Origin of the sequence: Pseudoalteromonas holothuriae (genome assembly GCF_945859825.1) — a bacterium.
Lineage (GTDB): Bacteria > Pseudomonadota > Gammaproteobacteria > Enterobacterales > Alteromonadaceae > Pseudoalteromonas > Pseudoalteromonas holothuriae.
In genome coordinates this window covers 88,018-106,473 of the sequence record NZ_CAMAPC010000011.1, presented here as the reverse complement: position 1 = coordinate 106,473, position 18,456 = coordinate 88,018, and the positions used below count along the sequence as shown (strand labels likewise).

16 protein-coding genes and 1 pseudogene are annotated in these 18,456 nt (G+C 40.1%); 8 read left to right on the top strand and 9 right to left on the bottom strand.

Translation table 11 applies throughout. The features are described 5' to 3' along the window. Positions 1 to 10: 10 nt before the first annotated feature. Both OCI93_RS14000 and OCI93_RS13995 read right to left on the bottom strand, forming a co-directional pair. Positions 11 to 937 carry a hypothetical protein gene (locus OCI93_RS14000; RefSeq protein WP_261626648.1) on the bottom strand — a complete coding sequence of 309 codons (927 nt, stop codon included), beginning with the start codon at positions 935 to 937 and terminating at the stop codon, positions 11 to 13. Further along, the gene (locus OCI93_RS13995) at positions 927 to 1,559 is read right to left on the bottom strand and encodes a type 2 periplasmic-binding domain-containing protein (RefSeq protein WP_261591462.1); all 633 of its coding nucleotides are present in this window, start codon (positions 1,557 to 1,559) and stop codon (positions 927 to 929) included. Before OCI93_RS13995 ends, OCI93_RS14000 begins: the two co-directional genes overlap by 11 nt. A 487-nt stretch (positions 1,560 to 2,046) precedes the next feature. Between OCI93_RS13995 and OCI93_RS13990 the strand changes: the two genes are divergently transcribed. From OCI93_RS13990 to OCI93_RS13980, 3 genes and pseudogenes are all read left to right on the top strand, one after another. Further along, positions 2,047 to 2,898 (top strand): S1/P1 nuclease, encoded by an 852-nt coding sequence (locus tag OCI93_RS13990; protein WP_261591461.1) that lies wholly within the window; start codon positions 2,047 to 2,049, stop codon positions 2,896 to 2,898. A 40-nt stretch (positions 2,899 to 2,938) separates the two neighbouring features. After that, positions 2,939 to 6,070, top strand: a complete 3,132-nt coding sequence (locus OCI93_RS13985) for a TonB-dependent receptor (protein WP_261626647.1) — start codon at positions 2,939 to 2,941, stop codon at positions 6,068 to 6,070. A gap of 234 nt (positions 6,071 to 6,304) precedes the next feature. Then, a pseudogene (locus OCI93_RS13980) lies at positions 6,305 to 9,633 on the top strand (TonB-dependent receptor). A gap of 59 nt (positions 9,634 to 9,692) precedes the next feature. Here OCI93_RS13980 and OCI93_RS13975 read toward each other — a convergent pair. After that, complete coding sequence (locus tag OCI93_RS13975) at positions 9,693 to 10,124, bottom strand: MarR family winged helix-turn-helix transcriptional regulator (RefSeq protein ID WP_261591458.1); 432 nt, start codon at positions 10,122 to 10,124, stop codon at positions 9,693 to 9,695. A gap of 128 nt (positions 10,125 to 10,252) precedes the next feature. On the opposite strand from OCI93_RS13975, the gene hmgA reads away from it, so the two are divergent. Together hmgA and maiA are read left to right on the top strand one after the other, a co-directional pair. Continuing rightward, complete coding sequence (gene hmgA / locus OCI93_RS13970) at positions 10,253 to 11,548, top strand: homogentisate 1,2-dioxygenase (RefSeq protein ID WP_261591457.1); 1,296 nt, start codon at positions 10,253 to 10,255, stop codon at positions 11,546 to 11,548. Between the two features lie 64 nt (positions 11,549 to 11,612). Then, entirely contained in the window at positions 11,613 to 12,239 is a 627-nt protein-coding gene (gene maiA, locus OCI93_RS13965) for a maleylacetoacetate isomerase (protein ID WP_261591456.1), read from the top strand. A gap of 2 nt (positions 12,240 to 12,241) precedes the next feature. On the opposite strand, the gene OCI93_RS13960 is transcribed toward maiA, so the two are convergent. After that, positions 12,242 to 12,472, bottom strand: coding sequence for a TIGR02647 family protein (locus OCI93_RS13960; RefSeq protein WP_261591455.1), 231 nt, complete (start codon positions 12,470 to 12,472; stop codon positions 12,242 to 12,244). 110 nt (positions 12,473 to 12,582) lie between these two features. On the opposite strand from OCI93_RS13960, the gene OCI93_RS13955 reads away from it, so the two are divergent. Together OCI93_RS13955 and OCI93_RS13950 are read left to right on the top strand one after the other, a co-directional pair. Then, complete coding sequence (locus OCI93_RS13955) at positions 12,583 to 12,873, top strand: YnjH family protein (RefSeq protein WP_261591454.1); 291 nt, start codon at positions 12,583 to 12,585, stop codon at positions 12,871 to 12,873. Between the two features lie 23 nt (positions 12,874 to 12,896). Continuing rightward, on the top strand, positions 12,897 to 13,139 hold the full coding sequence (locus tag OCI93_RS13950; RefSeq protein WP_261591453.1) for a VF530 family protein: 243 nt from the start codon (positions 12,897 to 12,899) through the stop codon (positions 13,137 to 13,139). A gap of 18 nt (positions 13,140 to 13,157) precedes the next feature. Here OCI93_RS13950 and OCI93_RS13945 read toward each other — a convergent pair whose 3' ends face one another. The 3 genes from OCI93_RS13945 to OCI93_RS13935 all read right to left on the bottom strand — a co-directional run bounded on the left by OCI93_RS13945 (position 13,158) and on the right by OCI93_RS13935 (position 16,177). Then, positions 13,158 to 13,853: a substrate-binding periplasmic protein gene (locus OCI93_RS13945; RefSeq protein WP_261626646.1), complete on the bottom strand. Its 696-nt coding sequence runs from the start codon at positions 13,851 to 13,853 to the stop codon at positions 13,158 to 13,160. A 123-nt stretch (positions 13,854 to 13,976) separates the two neighbouring features. Further along, complete coding sequence (locus tag OCI93_RS13940) at positions 13,977 to 15,089, bottom strand: arginase family protein (RefSeq protein WP_261591451.1); 1,113 nt, start codon at positions 15,087 to 15,089, stop codon at positions 13,977 to 13,979. Positions 15,090 to 15,397: 308 nt separating this feature from the next. Beyond that, on the bottom strand, positions 15,398 to 16,177 hold the full coding sequence (locus tag OCI93_RS13935) for a DUF2189 domain-containing protein (protein WP_261591450.1): 780 nt from the start codon (positions 16,175 to 16,177) through the stop codon (positions 15,398 to 15,400). 155 nt (positions 16,178 to 16,332) lie between these two features. Here OCI93_RS13935 and udp point away from each other — a divergent pair, with 155 nt between their 5' ends. Then, a complete protein-coding gene (gene udp / locus OCI93_RS13930; RefSeq protein WP_261626645.1) occupies positions 16,333 to 17,088 on the top strand; it encodes a uridine phosphorylase in 756 nt (251 codons plus the stop codon). 49 nt (positions 17,089 to 17,137) lie between these two features. On the opposite strand, the gene cdd is transcribed toward udp, so the two are convergent. Both cdd and OCI93_RS13920 read right to left on the bottom strand, forming a co-directional pair. Continuing rightward, a complete protein-coding gene (gene cdd, locus OCI93_RS13925) occupies positions 17,138 to 18,004 on the bottom strand; it encodes a cytidine deaminase (protein WP_261591448.1) in 867 nt (288 codons plus the stop codon). 44 nt (positions 18,005 to 18,048) lie between these two features. Then, positions 18,049 to 18,417 carry a hypothetical protein gene (locus OCI93_RS13920; RefSeq protein ID WP_261591447.1) on the bottom strand — a complete coding sequence of 123 codons (369 nt, stop codon included), beginning with the start codon at positions 18,415 to 18,417 and terminating at the stop codon, positions 18,049 to 18,051. Positions 18,418 to 18,456 lie beyond the last annotated feature (39 nt).

Here is an 18,456-nt window from a genome sequence, read left to right as displayed (position 1 = left end):
GCCTCCCTAACTACTTTCCTATTACTTGAACATCATCAAAGCTAATTTCAGATAACCCATAGCTGTGTAATTTAGAACGAGACCCTTCTCCATATGCTTTTGGAGGATAATACTTAGCTTTTAAATCAGGATTGTCGACTAAGGCTTCATCTAATGCAGCACGTATTTCACTGAGTGTTTTTTCTAGGCTGCTAGAAAAGTTTGGTTTCTTTCTAACGGTATGCCCTAAAACTGTTAAACGCTCAAAATACCTATTTGCAATTATTAGTAACGCCTCCGGCGCCTCTTTATTTGGGTTTAATACAACATCTGCATTTTTATCACAAAACTCTACCAGTGCAATGTAAAAACACAGCGGCTTATTCGCAAGCTGAGTCTGTTGTGACTGATTATTGCTTAGGTGGATGCATTTAGTGTGTAGGTTAACAACTAGCTTAGGCTTATTTAGCTCAGTGCTAATTGGCTGTTCTGTAGAGTGTTGGCGATTTAAAATAAAGGCCCTAATGAACAGTACCCACGCCATAATTGCGAAGGTAACAGGTACAATATAGCTTATCCAGCTGTGTTGGGTGTTTATATCATAAAGCAGTGCAACATTCTTATGTGCTGATTTTAATAAATAGGCATTTTCTCGGGGTGCTTTGTTTGTACTTCCTACGCTAACAATATCAAGCACGGTAATACGAGACTTATTCAGTTGGAGCTTATCATTAATTTCTAATATATATTTAGCGGTTCTTTTTTTATCGCCACTATAATTAAATAAAGGATCGGCAATTGGCAACATCTCTAGGTCTAATGCGACTCTCGTAGCCAAAGTTCTCAAATCCAATTTTGCATCTCGCTTAATAAGCAAACTTTGTGAAAAGCTGAATAATAAGCAAAATATTACAACCAGTAATATTAAGCTGAACAATAGGCGCTGCTTATTCTTCACTTGCTTTACCTTCAATTAAGCCATAGGGCACGGATTCACATTGCCAGTAGTGATTTAAACCACTGAAGTAATTAGATTGCATTTTATTTACCACATCGCTAATCGTATTTTGTAATGCACAGGCTAAATCGGTGTTCTCATCAACCATTTTGAGATACCACTTACTCCCTGTAACATTGTCTGCAATTGGAGTAATATAGTTTTGCGAAAATCGCTGCTGATCGCGCTCTTGCCAATAAGAGGCAATGATGTCTACGTCACCTTTAGACAGTAACTCTCTAAGCGCACTGTGAGAGCTTGCATAAACCACGTTCAGCGTTGATAAATCTATATCTAAGCGCTTAAACACTTGTTTAGGCAAAATATGACCTGAACGACTAGTTGGGTAATCGACTAAGCCAATGGTTTTATCGAGAAAATATGCTTTCTCAATCTTTGGCTTCTCTCTGGATGAAATAAAAAACGCGGTGTAACTTGGATAGCCTATTAGTGGCATGTAATGCTGGGTAGACTCTGCCATCATCGCTTCCATCACGTTATCTTTGCTTAGAATCAAATCAGCAATACCTTTGGCTAAAAACTCTATTTGTCCAGCAAGGCTTCCACCCCAGTATATTTCCACTGAGTCATATTGCTTAGCCAATACATTGTTATCACATAATGTATCATAAAGTTTTTTAGCTAGCCCCTGCACCGGGACATGTACTCTAAAGACCCTTAAATTTGATTCGCGATTAATTTTACATGTATACGAATAGGCACTTACAGGTGAAAGCTTATTTAATTCACTGTTAACCAGTACATTGGGCGATGCCCAGGTAAATATCAACAAGAGTAAAAACACTACAAAGAATGTCGTTTTTTTATGCAAAACATAGATATTATTCAAAACTCAACGCTTCTCATTCTATAGACCTCTCCATTACAACAATTTTCCTTACTTATTACAATGGGTAATTTTACTTAATCAATATAAGCTATTGTTTATTATAATTTATTAACAAGAAATTATGAATACCATTGACTCCTTTTGTTTTGTTGAAAAACACGGACAATTGACCTTATTGAAATAGCGATTGCCTATCGCATTTTACGCAGAGTAAAAAGTCATGTTAACAAAAAATATATCTAACTTGCTGATCGCCACGGCGATTGTTACCTCATCACAAGTACTCGCTTGGGGCCAAAACGGCCACCGAATAGTTGGCGAATTAGCAACGCAGCACCTTACTTCTACTACCGCCCACGCACTAAAGCCATTATTAGAAGGCGATTCACTTGCTGAAGTATCAACTTGGGCGGACGAAATGCGCTCTAACAAAAGTACTTTTTGGAAAAAGAAGTCATCCAAATGGCACTATATAAATATAAAAGACGCTGACAACATGCATCAGCATGTTCATCACAATATTTCTTCAAAAGAGCAAGTGAAGAACATTCTTGATGGCATTTATTATGGTATTAATACCCTAGAATCTGAAAAAACCTCGGTAGATGAAAAGCGCTTTGCGCTGCGTTTTTTAGTTCACCTTGTTGGCGACAGCCACCAACCTTTTCATGCTGGCCGCGCTGATGACCACGGTGGTAATAAAATTAGCGTTACATTCTTCGGTGATAAAACTAATTTACATAGTACATGGGATACTCGCTTAATTGAAAATGAGCGACTTTCTTACAGTGAGTTTACAAGTTTCATAAAAACGTCAAATAAAGCTATTATACAAGAGTACTTAGACAGTGAACCTGCAGATTGGTTGCTGGAATCACATAATATTTCTGAAAAAATTTATAACTTAAATGAAACTGACATAAGTTACGGGTACATTTACAAATATATGCCAACAGTCAAAACCCGCCTGCAACAAGGTGGGATTAGATTAGCTGGTTTATTAAATCAAATTTTTGATAAAAACGCGCAGCCCCTAGTTTCTGCTTTGAAACTAAGTAAGCACGAAAACTAAATATTAAAATTGAAACAACCTAAACACGGGAAACAACAAAATGAAATACCAACTACGCAAAAATGCACTAACGCTAGCTATTGCAGCCAGCTTAGGCATGAGTGGTGTTGCTGTAGCAAACGAGACTTCTTCGTCTATTAAGGGTCAAATTACTGGACCTCAAGGCAACCCTGCCGTTGGCACTAAAATTACAATTTTGCACACCCCAACGGGCTCTGTAAAAGTTGTAGATGTGAATGATGCCGGTTACTTCAACGCCAAAGGCCTTCGTGTTGGTGGTCCTTATCAAATAACTGTTGATTCAAACAAATTTGAAGACCAGCGTCTTGAAAATGTTCAACTTTCGTTAGGTGAAGCTTACCCGGTTAACGTTCAACTTAATACGCTGCAAGATGTAGAGCAAATAGTAGTAACAGGTCGCGCTATCAGCCAGATGTCTGGCGGTACGGGCCCAGCTGCAACATTTACACTAGATGATTTACAAAGTGCTCCAGCTATAAACCGCGACCTTAAAGACATCGTACGTGCAGACCCTCGTGTATATGTAGACGAAAGCCGAGGTGCTATTCAATGTGGTGGTGGTAACCCTCGTTTCAACAGCTTAACTGTTGATGGTGTTCGCATGAATGATGACTTTGGTCTCAATTCAAATGGTTATCCAACAATTCGTGCTCCTTTCTCATTTGATTCAATCGACCAAGTAGCGGTTGAGTTGGCACCATTTGACGTTATGTACGGTGGTTTCACGTCTTGTAACATCAACGCAGTAACTAAGTCTGGTTCTAATGAACTGCACGGCGGCGTATTCTTCGACTATACCAACGACTCTTTACGTGGCGACAAAATTGAAGGCGAAGATGTACCTACAGGCGACTATACTGAAAAGCGTTATGGCTTTGATGTTGGCATGCCACTTATTAAAGATACTTTATTCTTGTTCACTTCTTATGAAAAATTAGAAGGTGTTGAGCAATTTGACTACAACGCACTTGGTCGCGTAACTCAAGCTGAATTAGATAGAATAATTGATATCACCAAAAACAAATACAACTATGACCCTGGCACTTTGCCACCTAGCATGCCGGTAGAAGATGAAAAGATTCTTGTTAAGCTTGATTGGAACATCAACGATGACCACCGTGCAACATTTGTATATAACTTCAATGATGGTTTTGCGTTAAGCCAATCAGACGAAAGTTCAGGTCAGCTTCCATTATCAAACCATTTCTACAAGCGTGGCGCTGAGTTTACAACCATTGTAGGCTCGGTATATTCTGACTGGAGCTCTGACTTCTCAACTGAAGTACGTGTTTCTAAATCAGACTTAGACTTTACACAAGCGGCTATTGATGCAGCAAGTGGTTTTGGTGAGTTCCAAATTACAACCGATGATGATGCAACAGTTTACATTGGTCCTGATGACTCACGTCATGCCAACGACTTAGACTGGGATAACCTAGCAATTAAACTTGCTGGTACTTATTACCTTGATCAACACACCATCACTGCAGGTTATGAGTATACTGACCTTAACGTATTCAACTTGTTTATGCAGCATACTCAAGGTGAATTTCGTTTCGATTCAATCGATGATTATGAAGCAGGTAAAGTTGACCGTGTTTACTACAACAACGCTGCAGGCACCAATAACCAAAATGATGTAGCGGCAACGTTCTCTTATCAAATGCATACCTTCTATGTACAAGATGAGTATTCATTTACTGATATTGATGCAACATTACTATTCGGTTTACGCTACGACCGTTACGCAAGTGATGATTCACCAACATATAACGCTAACTTCCACAAACGTTATGGATTTGCCAACACCAAAAACATGGACGGCATCGACCTTTTACAACCTCGCGTAGGTTTTAACTGGTTTGTTGACGAAGCACTAGAGTTACGTGGTGGCTTTGGTCTTTACTCAGGTGGTAACCCGAATGTTTGGATCTCTAACTCTTACTCTAACGACGGTGTAACGCAAGTTGGCGTGCGTGATGGCTTTGAGAATTTATTTGATACTCCACTGACTAATTTTGATGGTGGTACACCAGGTTACGATATTCCATTAGAGCTTTATAACAAAGTTGGCGAACAAGCTGTAGGCGCAGGTGATGGCGATGCGAATGCAATCGACCCTAACTTTGAAATCCCTTCAGAGTGGAAATATTCACTTGGTGCAACTTATACCACACAAAACGATTATGTATTCAGCGCTGACTGGTTATACACCAAGAAAAAAGATTCAGCACTTATTCGTGATGTCGCTTTACGTGAAGCCGGTTATAGCCCACTTGATGGCCGCGTAGTTTTAACCAATGTTGATAGTGAAGACAAACGTGACCATGAGTATGTACTAGGTAATGTAAACGGTAAAGACGGCGAGTCTCAAATCATCTCGCTTGCGATGCAAAAAGCATTTGACAACGGTATTGATTTAACTCTGTCTTATGCATATACAGACTCTAAAGACATTAACCCAATGACAAGCTCAACTGCTGGTTCTAACTACGGTAACATCGCTGTTAGTAACCCAATGGCACCATCATTGGCAACCTCTGATTACGAAGTACCACACCGCTTTACTTTACAATTAGGCTATAAAACTGAGTTCTTTGACGGCTATCAAACTAGGTTCAACCTATTTGGTCAAGCAAGTAAAGGTCAGCCATACAGCTACTTATTCTCTCGAAGCGATAGAGATGTTTATGGTGATGTAAGTTGGAACTCACGTGGGCGCCAATTGCTTTACGTACCACTTAAAAATGACGCTATGGTTGAATTTGCATCCGCTGAAGATGAAAAAGCGTTCAACGACTTTGTTGAGTCTAACAACCTAGAGCGTGGTGCTATTACTGCTCGTAATAGCCAAAATGCTGATTGGTTTGTTAAGTTCGACTTCCGCGTATCACAAGAGCTGCCTGGCTTTATGCCTGAGCACAAAGGTGAAGTATTCTTTGTTATTGATAACCTAACTAACCTGCTTAACGACGACTGGGGTGTACTACGCAAGGGTAACTTTGTAGGCAACCACGTAATCAAAGTTGCTAAAAATGAAGAGACGGGTAAATTTACTTACTCAGACTTCATTAGCTCAGCAGCAGAGCAATCACTAGAGCGTGGTCCTTCTGTATGGAAGATGCGCTTTGGTGTACGTTACACATTCTAATCTTTATTTGATTAGTGCATAAATACGAAAGGCCAACATCCTGTTGGCCTTTTCTTTTTAATGAACCTAAGTGCATAATTACTTACCAATTTACCGCTCTAGCTTGTTCATAATGCAAAAATCACATTAATAGGCAAACTTTTTATTATGCCTAGATGAGTTTGTACATGGACGCGCTCATTTGGCATTAATTACTTTAAATCAACACAACCTAAACACACGGGAAACAACACAATGAAAAACGTTCGCTTAACTAAAGTGGCCGGCGCTTTAGCAATCGCTCTTGGCGTATCAGCAAGCGCCTTTGCTGCTGACACCTCATCTGCCATGCGTGGTAAAATCACCACACCAACTGGCGATGCCGCTGCTAACGTTAAAGTTACAGTTATTCACGAACCAACGGGCACAATCAGTACTTTTAAAACGAATGACTCTGGTGCGTTCATTGCAAAAGGTTTACGCGTTGGTGGTCCTTATCGCGTCGTACTAGACTCAGATAAATATACTGATGCTCAACTAGATAATATCTTCCTTGAGCTTGGTGATACTCACCGCATCATTAACCAGCTTCAGCCACTACAACAAGTAGAAAAAATTGAAGTTACAGGTTATAAAATCGTACAACAAGCTGGCGGTTCAAACAGCGTATTTGGCGCTGAAACAATCGCGAATGTACCAAGTTTCAATAACGATATTAAAGACGTTGCACGCTTAAACCCACTCGCAAGCATCAATGGTAACGGCGAGCTAACTATTGCTGGCGCAAACCCTAGATCAAATGGTTTAACGGTAGACGGTATTGGTCAAAATGATGACTTCGGTTTGAACTTTGGTGGTTACCCTACTTCACAACCACCTGTTGCACTAGATGCAGTTGAGCAAATCTCTGTGGATGCATCCCCTTTCTCAGCTAAAAAGGGTAATTTTGGCGGTGGTACTATCAACGCAGTTACTAAATCTGGCTCTAACGAGTACACATTTACGGGCTTCTACGAAACAAGCACACCAAGCCTAGCTGGCAAAGTAGACAATGTCTCTGAAGTAAAATACAAAGAAGATGTGTTCAACGATGCTGGTGAGCGTACCCACCGTGCTGGCGACAATGTTCTTGATGCTGACGGCCACAAAACATTTGAAACCTCAAGTACAGATCCAATTGTTACTGAAAAACGTTTTGGTTTTAGCACCGGCGGCGCAATCATCGAAGATGAACTTTTTTACTTCGTAAACTACAACTCTTGGCAACAAGAGATGGATATGGATTACGGTTTCGACGGCTCTGGTACAGCTCATGAGTTTGACGTAACTGAAAACGACTACAATCGTTTTATTTCAACGTTAAATAACACTTATGGCCTGCAAGACAGCTTTGGTGGTAACCCAGAAGATACCAGTGACAGTTTACTTGTAAAATTGAGCTGGAACATCAATGACCTTCACCGTGCTGACTTCACTTACCAATGGCAAGACGAAGAAGAAACGAGAGGTTTCGCTACTGGTGGCTCAACAGTTAAAATGGCTTCTCAGCGTTACCAGTACACGACTAAATTCAACAATTTTGCGGCAAAACTATATTCAGATTGGTCAGGTGACTTCTCTTCAGAAATCGGTTTAGCATACAAAAATGTAACTAATGACAGTATTTCTAACAACGACCTAGGTTCAATCAAGGTTTACCGTGAAGGTGGCCGCGGTGATGCATTCGAATTTGGCCGTGACTCAATCGTCATGAAAACGAATCAGAAACAGAAACACTGGCGCTTACTTTTGACGCAACTTACCTGTTAGATGAGCACGAAATTAACTTCGGTGCACAGCTAGATAACATGCGTCTTTATAACTTATATGCTAGAGGTTCTAGAGGTTCTTGGACATTTGGTAGCATTGATGATTTTGAAGCGGGAACACTGCATAAGAACTTCCGTGATGAATTCCAGTTCTCTTATACAAATGCATACACAGGCAATGCTAACGATTTAGCCTACGATGCAACTCGTACTCAGATGGCACTTTACATTGAAGATAAGTTCTATCCAACTGATGATTTAGAAATGACCGCTGGTCTTCGTTACGAGCGCTTATCATCAGACGATAAACCTACGCTAAATACCGCGTTCCAAAACACTTATGGTCATACAAACCAAGAAAACTTGGATGGCGTTGATATTATCCTGCCTCGCGTTGGCTTCAAGTACTACGCAACCGAGTCTTTAACGATTAATGGTGGTATTGGCCGCTTCCAAGGGGGTATTCCAAACGTTTGGTATAACAACCCATTCCAGAATGATGGTATAACGCTCGTTAGTGCATCACAAAATGCGATTGATGCATACTTTGAAAATGTTAACCAAGTTGACTTCACTCGTGTACCAGAGCAAGTTAACAACTCTTTAGAGAAAGGTGCGGGTAGTACAACTTACACAGATCCTAACTTTAAACTACCTTCAAGCATTCGTGCTCAAGTAGGTTTTGAGTATGATTTTGATTCAGAGCTTTTAGGTGACGGCTTTAAGTGGAGTGCGGAGCTTGCGTACCACAAGAAAGAAAACGAAGCGGTATGGCACAACACTTCAATTACGCCAAAACTTGATAAAAATGGTGATATCGTTCGCTCAGCAACTGGTCGTATTATCTATGACAACAAGTACTCTGGTGACTTAAGAGATAACTACGACATTATGATGACAAATGCTGATGATAGTGCTCGTTCAATTATCTTCTCTACGGCGCTTGCAAAAGAGTGGGATAATGGCTTGTACGTTTCAACAAGTTATACACACCAAGATGTTGAAGATGTGGCACCGGGTAGCGCATCAACTGCTGATGGTAACTACAAGCATGCAACTACACATAGCCGTAACGTCGATTTGGTTGGCCGTGGTCACTATGAAGTTGAACATAGCTTCAAAGTAAACTTACGTTATCAAACTGAATTCTTTGAAGGTTACGCGTCTAAATTCAACGTATTCTTCGAGCGCCGTTCTGGTCGCCCATTTAGCTACACCATGGGCTCTTACAACGATTATGACTTTGGTGATACGCGTGACTTCGCGGGTACTTCTGCTTACTTAGCATATATTCCAACGGGTGCTGACGATCCGAATGTAGACTGGGAAGAATCAGGTCTTTCTTGGAATGAGCTTGAGACATTGCTGAACCGAGCTGGTATCTCAGAACGTGGTCAATTGTTGGGCCGTAATACGGGCACTCAACCTTGGGTTACAACGATGGACGTGAGCTTTAAACAAGAGATCCCTGGTTTCTATAAAGGTCACAAAGGTGAAATTTACTTCATGATTGAAAATTTCACTAACTTACTTAATAGCGATTGGGGTATCGAGAAGAAGATTTCTTACTCAGATCAAAAGTTGTATGATTTTGGTGGTTTAAGCCCTAATCAGTATACTGATCGCGACACAGGTGAGCTTATCACTGTTGATGCAAAAGATAACAGGCTCATCATTGATCAGCGTTATCAAGGCTCTGACGTTCGCAACTACGATAAAATCGTTAAAAGCTCGTCAGCATGGCAAGCTAAAATCGGTATCCGTTACACGTTCTAATCTTTATTTGATTAGTGCATAAAGATTAAAGGCCAACATCCTGTTGGCCTTTTTATTTTTTATGTATCAATTTGTTTTTCTAGTTTATTCATCACACTTACCAGCGCTTTTCTTTCTTGTTCCGACAATTCGGCTAATAGATTGTTTTCCCATGCAAGCGCTTTTGGTGATAACTGCGCATATAATGCTTCGCCTTCTTTGGTTAAGCTCAGTCGCTTTGCTCTTTTATCGTTTGGGTCTGCGCACAATTCAATCCAGTTTTTATCCGTTAGCTGTTTAACCGCACGCGACATGGTTGATTTATCTATTTCGGCTAAATCACACAACTGTTTTGCTGAGCAGCTTTCTTGCTGAGCTAAATGGGCAATTGCACGCCACTGCGGTACAGTTAATCCTGCCTCTTCAAAATACACCTTAGAAAATGCACTACTTACTTTGTTTGCTAGCTTTACTAATCGATAAGGTAAAAATTCATCTATTTTTAATAACATCTCGCTCAACTCTTGGCCATGCATTCATACATGCGTAAAAAATTATATACATATTTAATGGTTAAATACACTTGATAATACTCTCACATGAGAGTAAATTAACAACATCTACTAAGGAGCTAAAGAATATGAGCAACGAATTTCAATATCTAACAGGCTTTGGTAACGAGTTTGAAACCGAAGCATTACCGGGTGCTTTACCGATTGGTCAATTTTCGCCACAAAAGGTAAAGTACGACCTATACGCTGAGCAATATAATACCACCGCATTTACTGCACCACGTGACGAGAACCGCAGAAACTGGTTTTATCGCATTCGCCCCTCTGTTGTACAAGGCGATTACCAAGCGATGGACAATGGCTTGTTGCGAACAGCGCCTATTACTGAAGTGCCAACACCACCTACCATGTTGCGTTGGAACCCAATTGATATTCCAGCGGAAAAAACCGACTTTGTTGATGGTTTAGTCACCATGGCAGCAAACGGCAGTGCCAACGGCCAAGCGGGTATTGGTATTCATGTGTATGTCGCCAATGCTTCTATGGATGGTCGTTACTTCTACAATGCTGATGGTGAGTTGCTATTCGTACCACAGCAAGGTGAACTAGTCCTTCACACTGAGTGCGGTAAGCTTGCCATTCGCCCGGGCGAAATCGCAGTTATCCCTCGTGGTATTAAGTTCTCTGTTGAACTGATTAGTGAGCAAGTGCGTGGCTATATCTGTGAAAATTATGGTAACCCATTAATTTTACCTGAGCGTGGCCCTGTAGGCGCAAATGGTTACACCAATGAGCGTGACTTCCAATACCCTGTTGCGGCATTTGAAGACAAAGAAGGTGATTTTGAACTCGTTGCTAAATTTAATGGCAACTTATTTTGTTGCGATATTGGCCACTCACCACTTGATGTAGTTGCATGGACAGGTAACAGCGCTCCATACAAGTATGACTTAGCACGATTTAATGTGATGAATACAGTAAGCTTTGACCACCCAGATCCGTCAATCTTCACGGTACTGACTTCACCGTCAGGCACGCCAGGTGTTGCAAATGTCGACTTTGTTATTTTCCCACCACGCTGGATGGTAGCAGAGAACACCTTCCGTCCTCCATACTATCACCGTAACATCATGAGTGAATTTATGGGCTTAATTGAAGGTGTATACGATGCTAAAGAGCATGGTTTTGTACCCGGTGGTATGAGCTTACATAATTGCATGTCTCCGCACGGTCCTGAAGCGGATGTCTTTGAAAAAGCATCAAATGCTGAACTTGAGCCACAACGCTATGAAAACACCTTGGCGTTTATGTTTGAGTCTCGCTATGTGATTTCGCCGACCAAGTACGCACTTGAAGGTAAAGAGCGTCAGCCAAACTACTTAGATTGCTGGAAAGGTATTAAAAAATACTACAAAGGCGCGTAAGCTGTATATACGTAAATTATACAAGGCACTCTATAGGTGCCTTTTGTCGTGATTAAGGAAAAAAATGAAATTATATACTTATTTTCGCTCATCTGCGGCGTACCGTGTTCGCATTGCATTAAACCTTAAAAATATTACACACGAATTAGTCGGTGTAAACTTATTAAAGTCTGAACAACAAAGCGAAAGTTACAATAGCAAAAATCCACAAGGGCTATTACCAGCACTAGAAACCGAACAAGGCGTGTTAGCACAATCTTTGGCTATTTTAGAGTGGTTAGAAGAAACACATACTGACACACCACTTTTACCAAGCGATCCTTGGCAAAAAGCACAGGTACGCAACTTTTGTTATGCCATAGCTTGTGACATTCACCCAATCGATAACCTTCGTGTCTTAAAATATTTAAGTCAAGAATTGAGTGTAGATGATGAGCAAAAAAACACTTGGTATCGCCATTGGGTTATTGAAGGATTTAAAAAGCTTGAGCTTATGTTAGGTGATAGTAAGTTTTGTTTTGGTAATACACCGACTCTAGCCGATGCATGTTTAGTGCCCCAAGTATTCAATGCAATTAGATTTAAAGTAGATATGACAGCATATCCAAAAATAGCTGCTATTTATGAACGCTGCAATGAATTAGCGGCATTCAAAGATGCCGCACCAGAAAACCAACCTGACGCACAGTAGAGTTATTGTAAAGCACAATGAACTTGATCTAAATGTGAAATCAAGTCTAATCCCAGATCGGTGAGATACCCACCATCTGGGCTATCAATGATACCTTTATCAAAAAGCCTTTGTGCCGCATCTCGTAAATTTTGCTCCGCACTGCTGTGTATTTTTATGCCTTGATGCATACTCGTTCTTGGAAATTTGGCCAACAAAGTAAGCTCAGCCATCATATCTTGATCAAACGCCATTGCGATCCCCTTATTTTCTTTTAATCTTGTTATAGTTACCGATATAGTGTTTACATAGCGCAATTAAAGCTGCGTTATTTTATAGATTAGCCAACTCTGGGAGTTATGCCATGAAATCACTTGTTTATATATACTTAACTGCTTTATTTTTAACAGCAACTTGCACCTTTGCAGTTGATTCGCATCATGAAAAAGTGACTTTATTAGAAACTCCACAAAGGGTGTGTTGGTATCAAGGTGCACAATACAGCGAAGGCGCACTTATCAAGCAGTTCGATCTGCTTTTTATTTGTAGTCACAAATATGAAAATCAGCCACAAAGCCAATTAGTTTGGCAAAGAGCAAATGAACAAGGACGACCCATCAGGCTAGACCCAGTAAAGACAATCAGGGTAAAATAACGCTTTTGCGTTTGAGTAATTTCATGACACAACAGCCAAACAACCCACTACATGGTGTAAAACTAGAAGACATTATCATAAAGCTAGAGCAAGAACTTGGCTGGCAAGCAATGGGAGAAATAATCAACGTTCGCTGTTTTACACATGATCCTAGTGTTAAATCAAGCTTAAAGTTTCTTCGAAAAACCCCGTGGGCAAGAGAAAAGGTAGAACAGCTTTATCTAGATACATTTCATGGTTTTGTTTGGCCCACTATAAAAAAGTAGCATAAGCAGCCCATCTATTTATTTGTAAAGCGCATTGTATGCGTCAATAATTTTTTCTTTAATTTTTGGTGCTAGTTTTTTGTTACATGCAAAGTAAAGCTGCGCACCAAGATTTGATAACGTATATTTTTTTTCTAAAAGAAGTGTCGCACTTTGAGTTTTACTTTTGTGATCAAATTGAACATCGCTCAGGATCACTAAATCAACCAAGCCTTTTCTGGTTGTGAGTAATTCAAAAACTTTATCAAAACTGGAAATCATAATGAGATGTTGGTCTTCCTCAAAACCATGATCATTTAGATATAAGTGACTAAAGTTTTGTCTTATTACTGCGGTCTTATACTGTTTAACATCATCTAACTTATTAATTGCATAAGAGCGAGATCTTAGCCCATAAAATGACGTAGTAAAGCGACTAATAGGAAATACCCAGTCAAATAGCGCTTCTCTAGGTTCAGAGCGAGCAATAGAAAAAATACAGCTATTAGAATTACGCTGTACCGCATTGTAAGTTACTGACCATTGATTAATGCTAAAGACATAGTCAATTTCTGCTTTGTCTAAAACAGCTTTAACCTTTTCAACTGCCGAACCAATAAACTTTCCATCTTTATTGGTATATTGAAAATCAGGAAACTCCTCTGTCATGATATTAAGCGTATTGGCCTGTGTAGCAACACAAACAAAGCTCAAAACCATAAACCATACTCGCATTCAATAACTACCTGTAACCATGTGAACTAAAAGAAAATATAGCTTATTTGCTATGATTAGCACAGTATTTATACAAAAACGGCAGCGTGATCTCGCTGCCGTTTTATGCGCAATAAGTTACGATTACGCGTTATTCATAGCATCAATTAAAAATGCAGATATCTTTGCACCTTCACGCAACGTTGTTTCTGAGCTTGTCTGCCCGACTAAAGAGCTATCAGTAAACGGCGCTATCTCCATCATATCAGCGCCTGTAATTGGAAATTCCTCACGCAGTGCTCGAAGAATGGTTAGTGCTTCATCTGGTGTCATACCATTGCCCTCAGGTGTGCCAGTTGCAGAAGCAAACTCTTCATCTAACGCATCAATATCAAAACTCACATAAAGTTCATCAACATTGTCTGTTTTTAGTTGCGCTATTACTTGTTTTACAATCGCATCTGCACCTTGTTCACGAATTTCGTGGGCCCAATGTTGCTTAACACCAAACGTTGACTCCCAATGAGCTTTATCTTTACCGCTTGAACGAATACCAAACTGGATCAAGTGGTGAGGGGCTGGTAAAAACTCCAAGATATGTGTACACCATGAACCAAAACACAAATCAATTCCTAACCGTTCCACAAGCAGGTCTGTATGGGCATCAAAATGAATAATAGCAGTACGTTTACCTTCATCTCGCTTAGCTTTAAGGTAGGACTTTGTGAGTGGGTAGCTTATAGAGTGATCACCACCAATACCAAAGATGCCTTTATTTGGGTGTTGCTGATAAAAACCATCACACACATCTTCAGTAATAGATAACGGCGATACGTAATAATCGCTGTTACTATTTTGGTAAAGTGCTTTTTGGCAATTACTTATTGTGGCGTCGTTTAAGTATTTATCATGTAACAAATGCGGAATAACACGCACATCACCAAGATCAAAGGCATTTACCTGAGGATGCTGCTCTATCAGCGTAGAGCGCAGGAACAAGGGTCCCCAATTCGCACCTCTTAAAATACCACCACCACAATCTGAACTGATCCCCAAAATAACTGCTTTATGTTCACTTTGCTCAATATCTGTTAACGACGTTTTCCAAAGCGCATCGACGCCTTCAGTTTGACCATACAATTTAGTTCTCAAGGCGTCTTTTCGTTCTTTTGCTGTATTAACAGTAAATACGCCATCCCCTGGAGGACATAAGCAGTGCTCAAGTTTGTGTATAAATTGTTGTTTTGTAATTGCCATTTAAAACCTCCAAAGATAACGACTCTTGCATAATCATGCGCTGACTAAATTTTTTAACCAAAGTAAGAAAGCAATATTTGCACTTGCTATATCAAATCAAGAATTGGCAAACCAAATAGTTCAAGTAAAAATAAGTCATTTAAAAACATAAGGTTATCTAGAAAATAACGATTAATATAAATGAGTCGCGCAGTGATAAACATGAACTTTCAGGAGGTATAACATGGTCGTTCATAAAGTCAACCACGACGCTGTTAGAGCATTTTAGCGCCGTGGTTTTATATTCACAACAAATGAATAGTTACAGATTACTCATACTCTCTTGGCTTTTTAGTTTTGATAATTGCAATATACCCATGCCAACTGGCATAACTTAGTAAAGGCATAATAATAATAAACCCAGCTGTGCCTGTTAAAAACCCGATTAATACCAGCAGTACAATGAGCATACACCATACCATCATTGCGCTGACGTTTGTTTTAACTGCGTGTATTGAACTTATTACCGCAGTCATAATATCAACTCTTCTCTCCATCATGATCTGTGGCGTAAATGCAGATATGGCAAACACCGCAGCCATAACTATTAGACCAACTATACTACCCAATGTTAAAAAAGCGGACAATTGTTCAAAAGTTGGATTTGCTACATTAGGGTAAAGTGCATGAATAAGTGCTGCCAAACGCATCCAAACTATCATGATTACCATCAACAAAATGGCAAAACCCCACTCTCCTGCTGGGTTGCGAAACATCGATTTTAAGCTATGGCGCAGAGTGGGTTTGTGGCCTTTTTCTAACTCCCAAGCAACATCGTACAGTCCCGCCGCAAAAGCAGGCCCTATTAGCGCAAACGCAACAACAGCAGGTAAAATCACTAAATGGGTGCCAGATTGATACACAAACCACATTATAGTGGCAGGAATGATGGTAAAGACTAAACCGTATATTAGGCTTAACATTGGAGCCCTGGCCATATCTTTAAAGGCCAGTGCCAGCCAATGGAAAGCGGCGAAGGTGTCAATTTTGTTACTTTCAAAACAACGTGCAAATTCATTATTTTTATCGATAGGTGGAGATGCTGGCATAATAAGTCCTCTTATATTGCTACACTTTAGGTTTAGAAGATCACAGCAAAAGATGCAAGTAGACAAACAGTTATGAGCCTTAAATCGGACATCTGTCCTGTACTTTAAGGCCAGTAATAACAAACATTACGCTTTAGATAAAAATAAGGTTTACTATGGATAAGGTATTTCATTTAGGGCTAGATAAAAAAGCACTTAACGGTGCAACTCTGGCGATTGTACCGGGCGATCCTGAACGTGCAAAACGCATAGCTCATAAACTAAGCGACCCTATCTGTTTAGCGCAAACTCGTGAGTTTCATGTTTACAGAGCAACACTGAACAATCAATCTGTTGTAATTTGCTCCACAGGCATTGGCGGCCCATCAACCTCAATTGCTGTCGAAGAACTAGCACAACTAGGTGTGCGTACATTCTTACGTATTGGTACAACGGGTGCTATTCAGCCTCATATAAACGAAGGTGATGTACTCGTGAGCACCGCATCTGTACGATTAGATGGTGCCAGCCAACATTTTGCGCCCCTAAGTTACCCTGCTGTTTCAGACTTTCATTGTACTCAAGCTATGGTTAATGCCTGTGAAGAACTAGATATAGCACACCACGTGGGTATCACAGCATCCAGTGACACCTTTTATCCGGGGCAAGAGCGATACGATACCTACTCTGGTTATGTCAGCAAAGCGTATCAAGGTAGCTGCGAAGAATGGCAAAAGCTAAACGTGATGAACTATGAGATGGAATCTGCCACATTATTTACTATGTGCGCATCTTTAGGGCTAAAAGCAGCTTGCGTTGCGGGTGTACTGGTTAATAGAACTAGGCAAGAGATCCCAACAGTTGATCACGACAAGGTTGAGCATGACTCAGTAGCTGTGGTTATTAAAGCTGCTGAACTACTACTTAAATAAACTCGAATTTATGGCCTCTTATTTAGAGGCCATATGATGGTGCTTATAATTAAGCAAGCTTTGCGGTTACATATTTAGGTTTAATATTTGCGTTATAACTTGCCAATACCGCCTCTGTAACAGCTTGTTGATTTTCAAACCCTTCACTTTGTACCAAAGTAACCTCAACCACATTTGCATGCTCTATCGTCAACCCAGCCAATGCAAGCTGACTTAATGCACTTTGCATCGGAGACAAGCTTGGATTATAAGCCGCATTTTCTGCATACCGACCATAAAATACGCCATGCGTTTGAGTGCATATTTCTACAGCAGCGAAATTCTTTGAATATGGCGCATAAGCATGTTGAAGGTGAGATTGTAACTTGCTGCTTATATCACTAGAGAAGCTTTTTATTGCCACTATATTACTTGCAAGTAATCGTTCAGGGTTGTCTAATTCCTGTGGTCCAAATGAGCTGGGCAGTAACTCAGTTAGCTTAGTATCCAGGGTCGGCAACATAATACTCAACCTCTTTGAAGTTGATAGCTCATTCATAAACTGTCTACAGTAGCCGCAGGGTGCATCAGTAATCGCGATAAAGCTTATTTCTTTAGCCCCATTGAGCCATGCGTTATTGATTGCTGACTGCTCTGCGTGAACGACTAAACTTAATGCTTGATGAGAAAACTCAAGATTAGCGCCCAAATACGCGCTTTGTGTAATTTCATCATAAGCCACTGCGCCCACATTAAAGTGCGAAATTGGCGCTTGAGAGAAGCTAGCTGCAACAGGAAGTAGTGCTTTGAGTAAAGAGTCTAAGCTACAATTTAATTGAGATTGCAACTCACTCAACTGGGCTTTTGAAAAATAACCGCAAGTGCGCTTTGCTTGCTCTTGTAGTTGTTGTAATTGCTGCGGATTAAATACTGCCATCACTAAAACATTATTGATAAATGGCAGCACAGTTTAAGCAGAATCTATAAATTACACAACCATTGCTTTGCAGATTTAAAATTCTCAAAATTTTCGGCATTGACGTTATAACGTTTAGCCTTTTGCAAAAATAGATCATGCATGTAGCCTTCGAAGCCGACCACCCTAGCTACAGTAAAATCCCGTAAACAATGTGCTACTTTTGGCATAAAATCCACAATATCGATAGCAGCAAAACGATGTTCAACGTCACTTAAATCAATTAGAATTTTTGAGCTGTTATGTGCCTTGGCATAATCATTTGCAATTTGGTACACATGCACGACATCTTTTGCACTTACGCAACCGCGCAACGTCATCATAATTAGTGATGTTGTGTCATCGTATGTGATACTTGTAGAGAGTGTTGTCATGGGACCTCAAACATAAAAATAACAAACAAAAAATGTATC

Coding starts and splice junctions, on each gene's coding strand:
- OCI93_RS13990 (WP_261591461.1), top strand. CDS start 2,047: ATGTTAACAAAAAATATATCTAACTTGCTGATCGCCACGGCGATTGTT.
- OCI93_RS13985 (WP_261626647.1), top strand. CDS start 2,939: ATGAAATACCAACTACGCAAAAATGCACTAACGCTAGCTATTGCAGCC.
- OCI93_RS13975 (WP_261591458.1), bottom strand. CDS start 10,124: ATGTTATTAAAAATAGATGAATTTTTACCTTATCGATTAGTAAAGCTA.
- hmgA (WP_261591457.1), top strand. CDS start 10,253: ATGAGCAACGAATTTCAATATCTAACAGGCTTTGGTAACGAGTTTGAA.
- maiA (WP_261591456.1), top strand. CDS start 11,613: ATGAAATTATATACTTATTTTCGCTCATCTGCGGCGTACCGTGTTCGC.
- OCI93_RS13960 (WP_261591455.1), bottom strand. CDS start 12,472: ATGGCGTTTGATCAAGATATGATGGCTGAGCTTACTTTGTTGGCCAAA.
- OCI93_RS13955 (WP_261591454.1), top strand. CDS start 12,583: ATGAAATCACTTGTTTATATATACTTAACTGCTTTATTTTTAACAGCA.
- OCI93_RS13950 (WP_261591453.1), top strand. CDS start 12,897: ATGACACAACAGCCAAACAACCCACTACATGGTGTAAAACTAGAAGAC.
- OCI93_RS13945 (WP_261626646.1), bottom strand. CDS start 13,853: ATGCGAGTATGGTTTATGGTTTTGAGCTTTGTTTGTGTTGCTACACAG.
- OCI93_RS13940 (WP_261591451.1), bottom strand. CDS start 15,089: ATGGCAATTACAAAACAACAATTTATACACAAACTTGAGCACTGCTTA.
- OCI93_RS13935 (WP_261591450.1), bottom strand. CDS start 16,177: ATGCCAGCATCTCCACCTATCGATAAAAATAATGAATTTGCACGTTGT.
- udp (WP_261626645.1), top strand. CDS start 16,333: ATGGATAAGGTATTTCATTTAGGGCTAGATAAAAAAGCACTTAACGGT.
- cdd (WP_261591448.1), bottom strand. CDS start 18,004: ATGGCAGTATTTAATCCGCAGCAATTACAACAACTACAAGAGCAAGCA.
- OCI93_RS13920 (WP_261591447.1), bottom strand. CDS start 18,417: ATGACAACACTCTCTACAAGTATCACATACGATGACACAACATCACTA.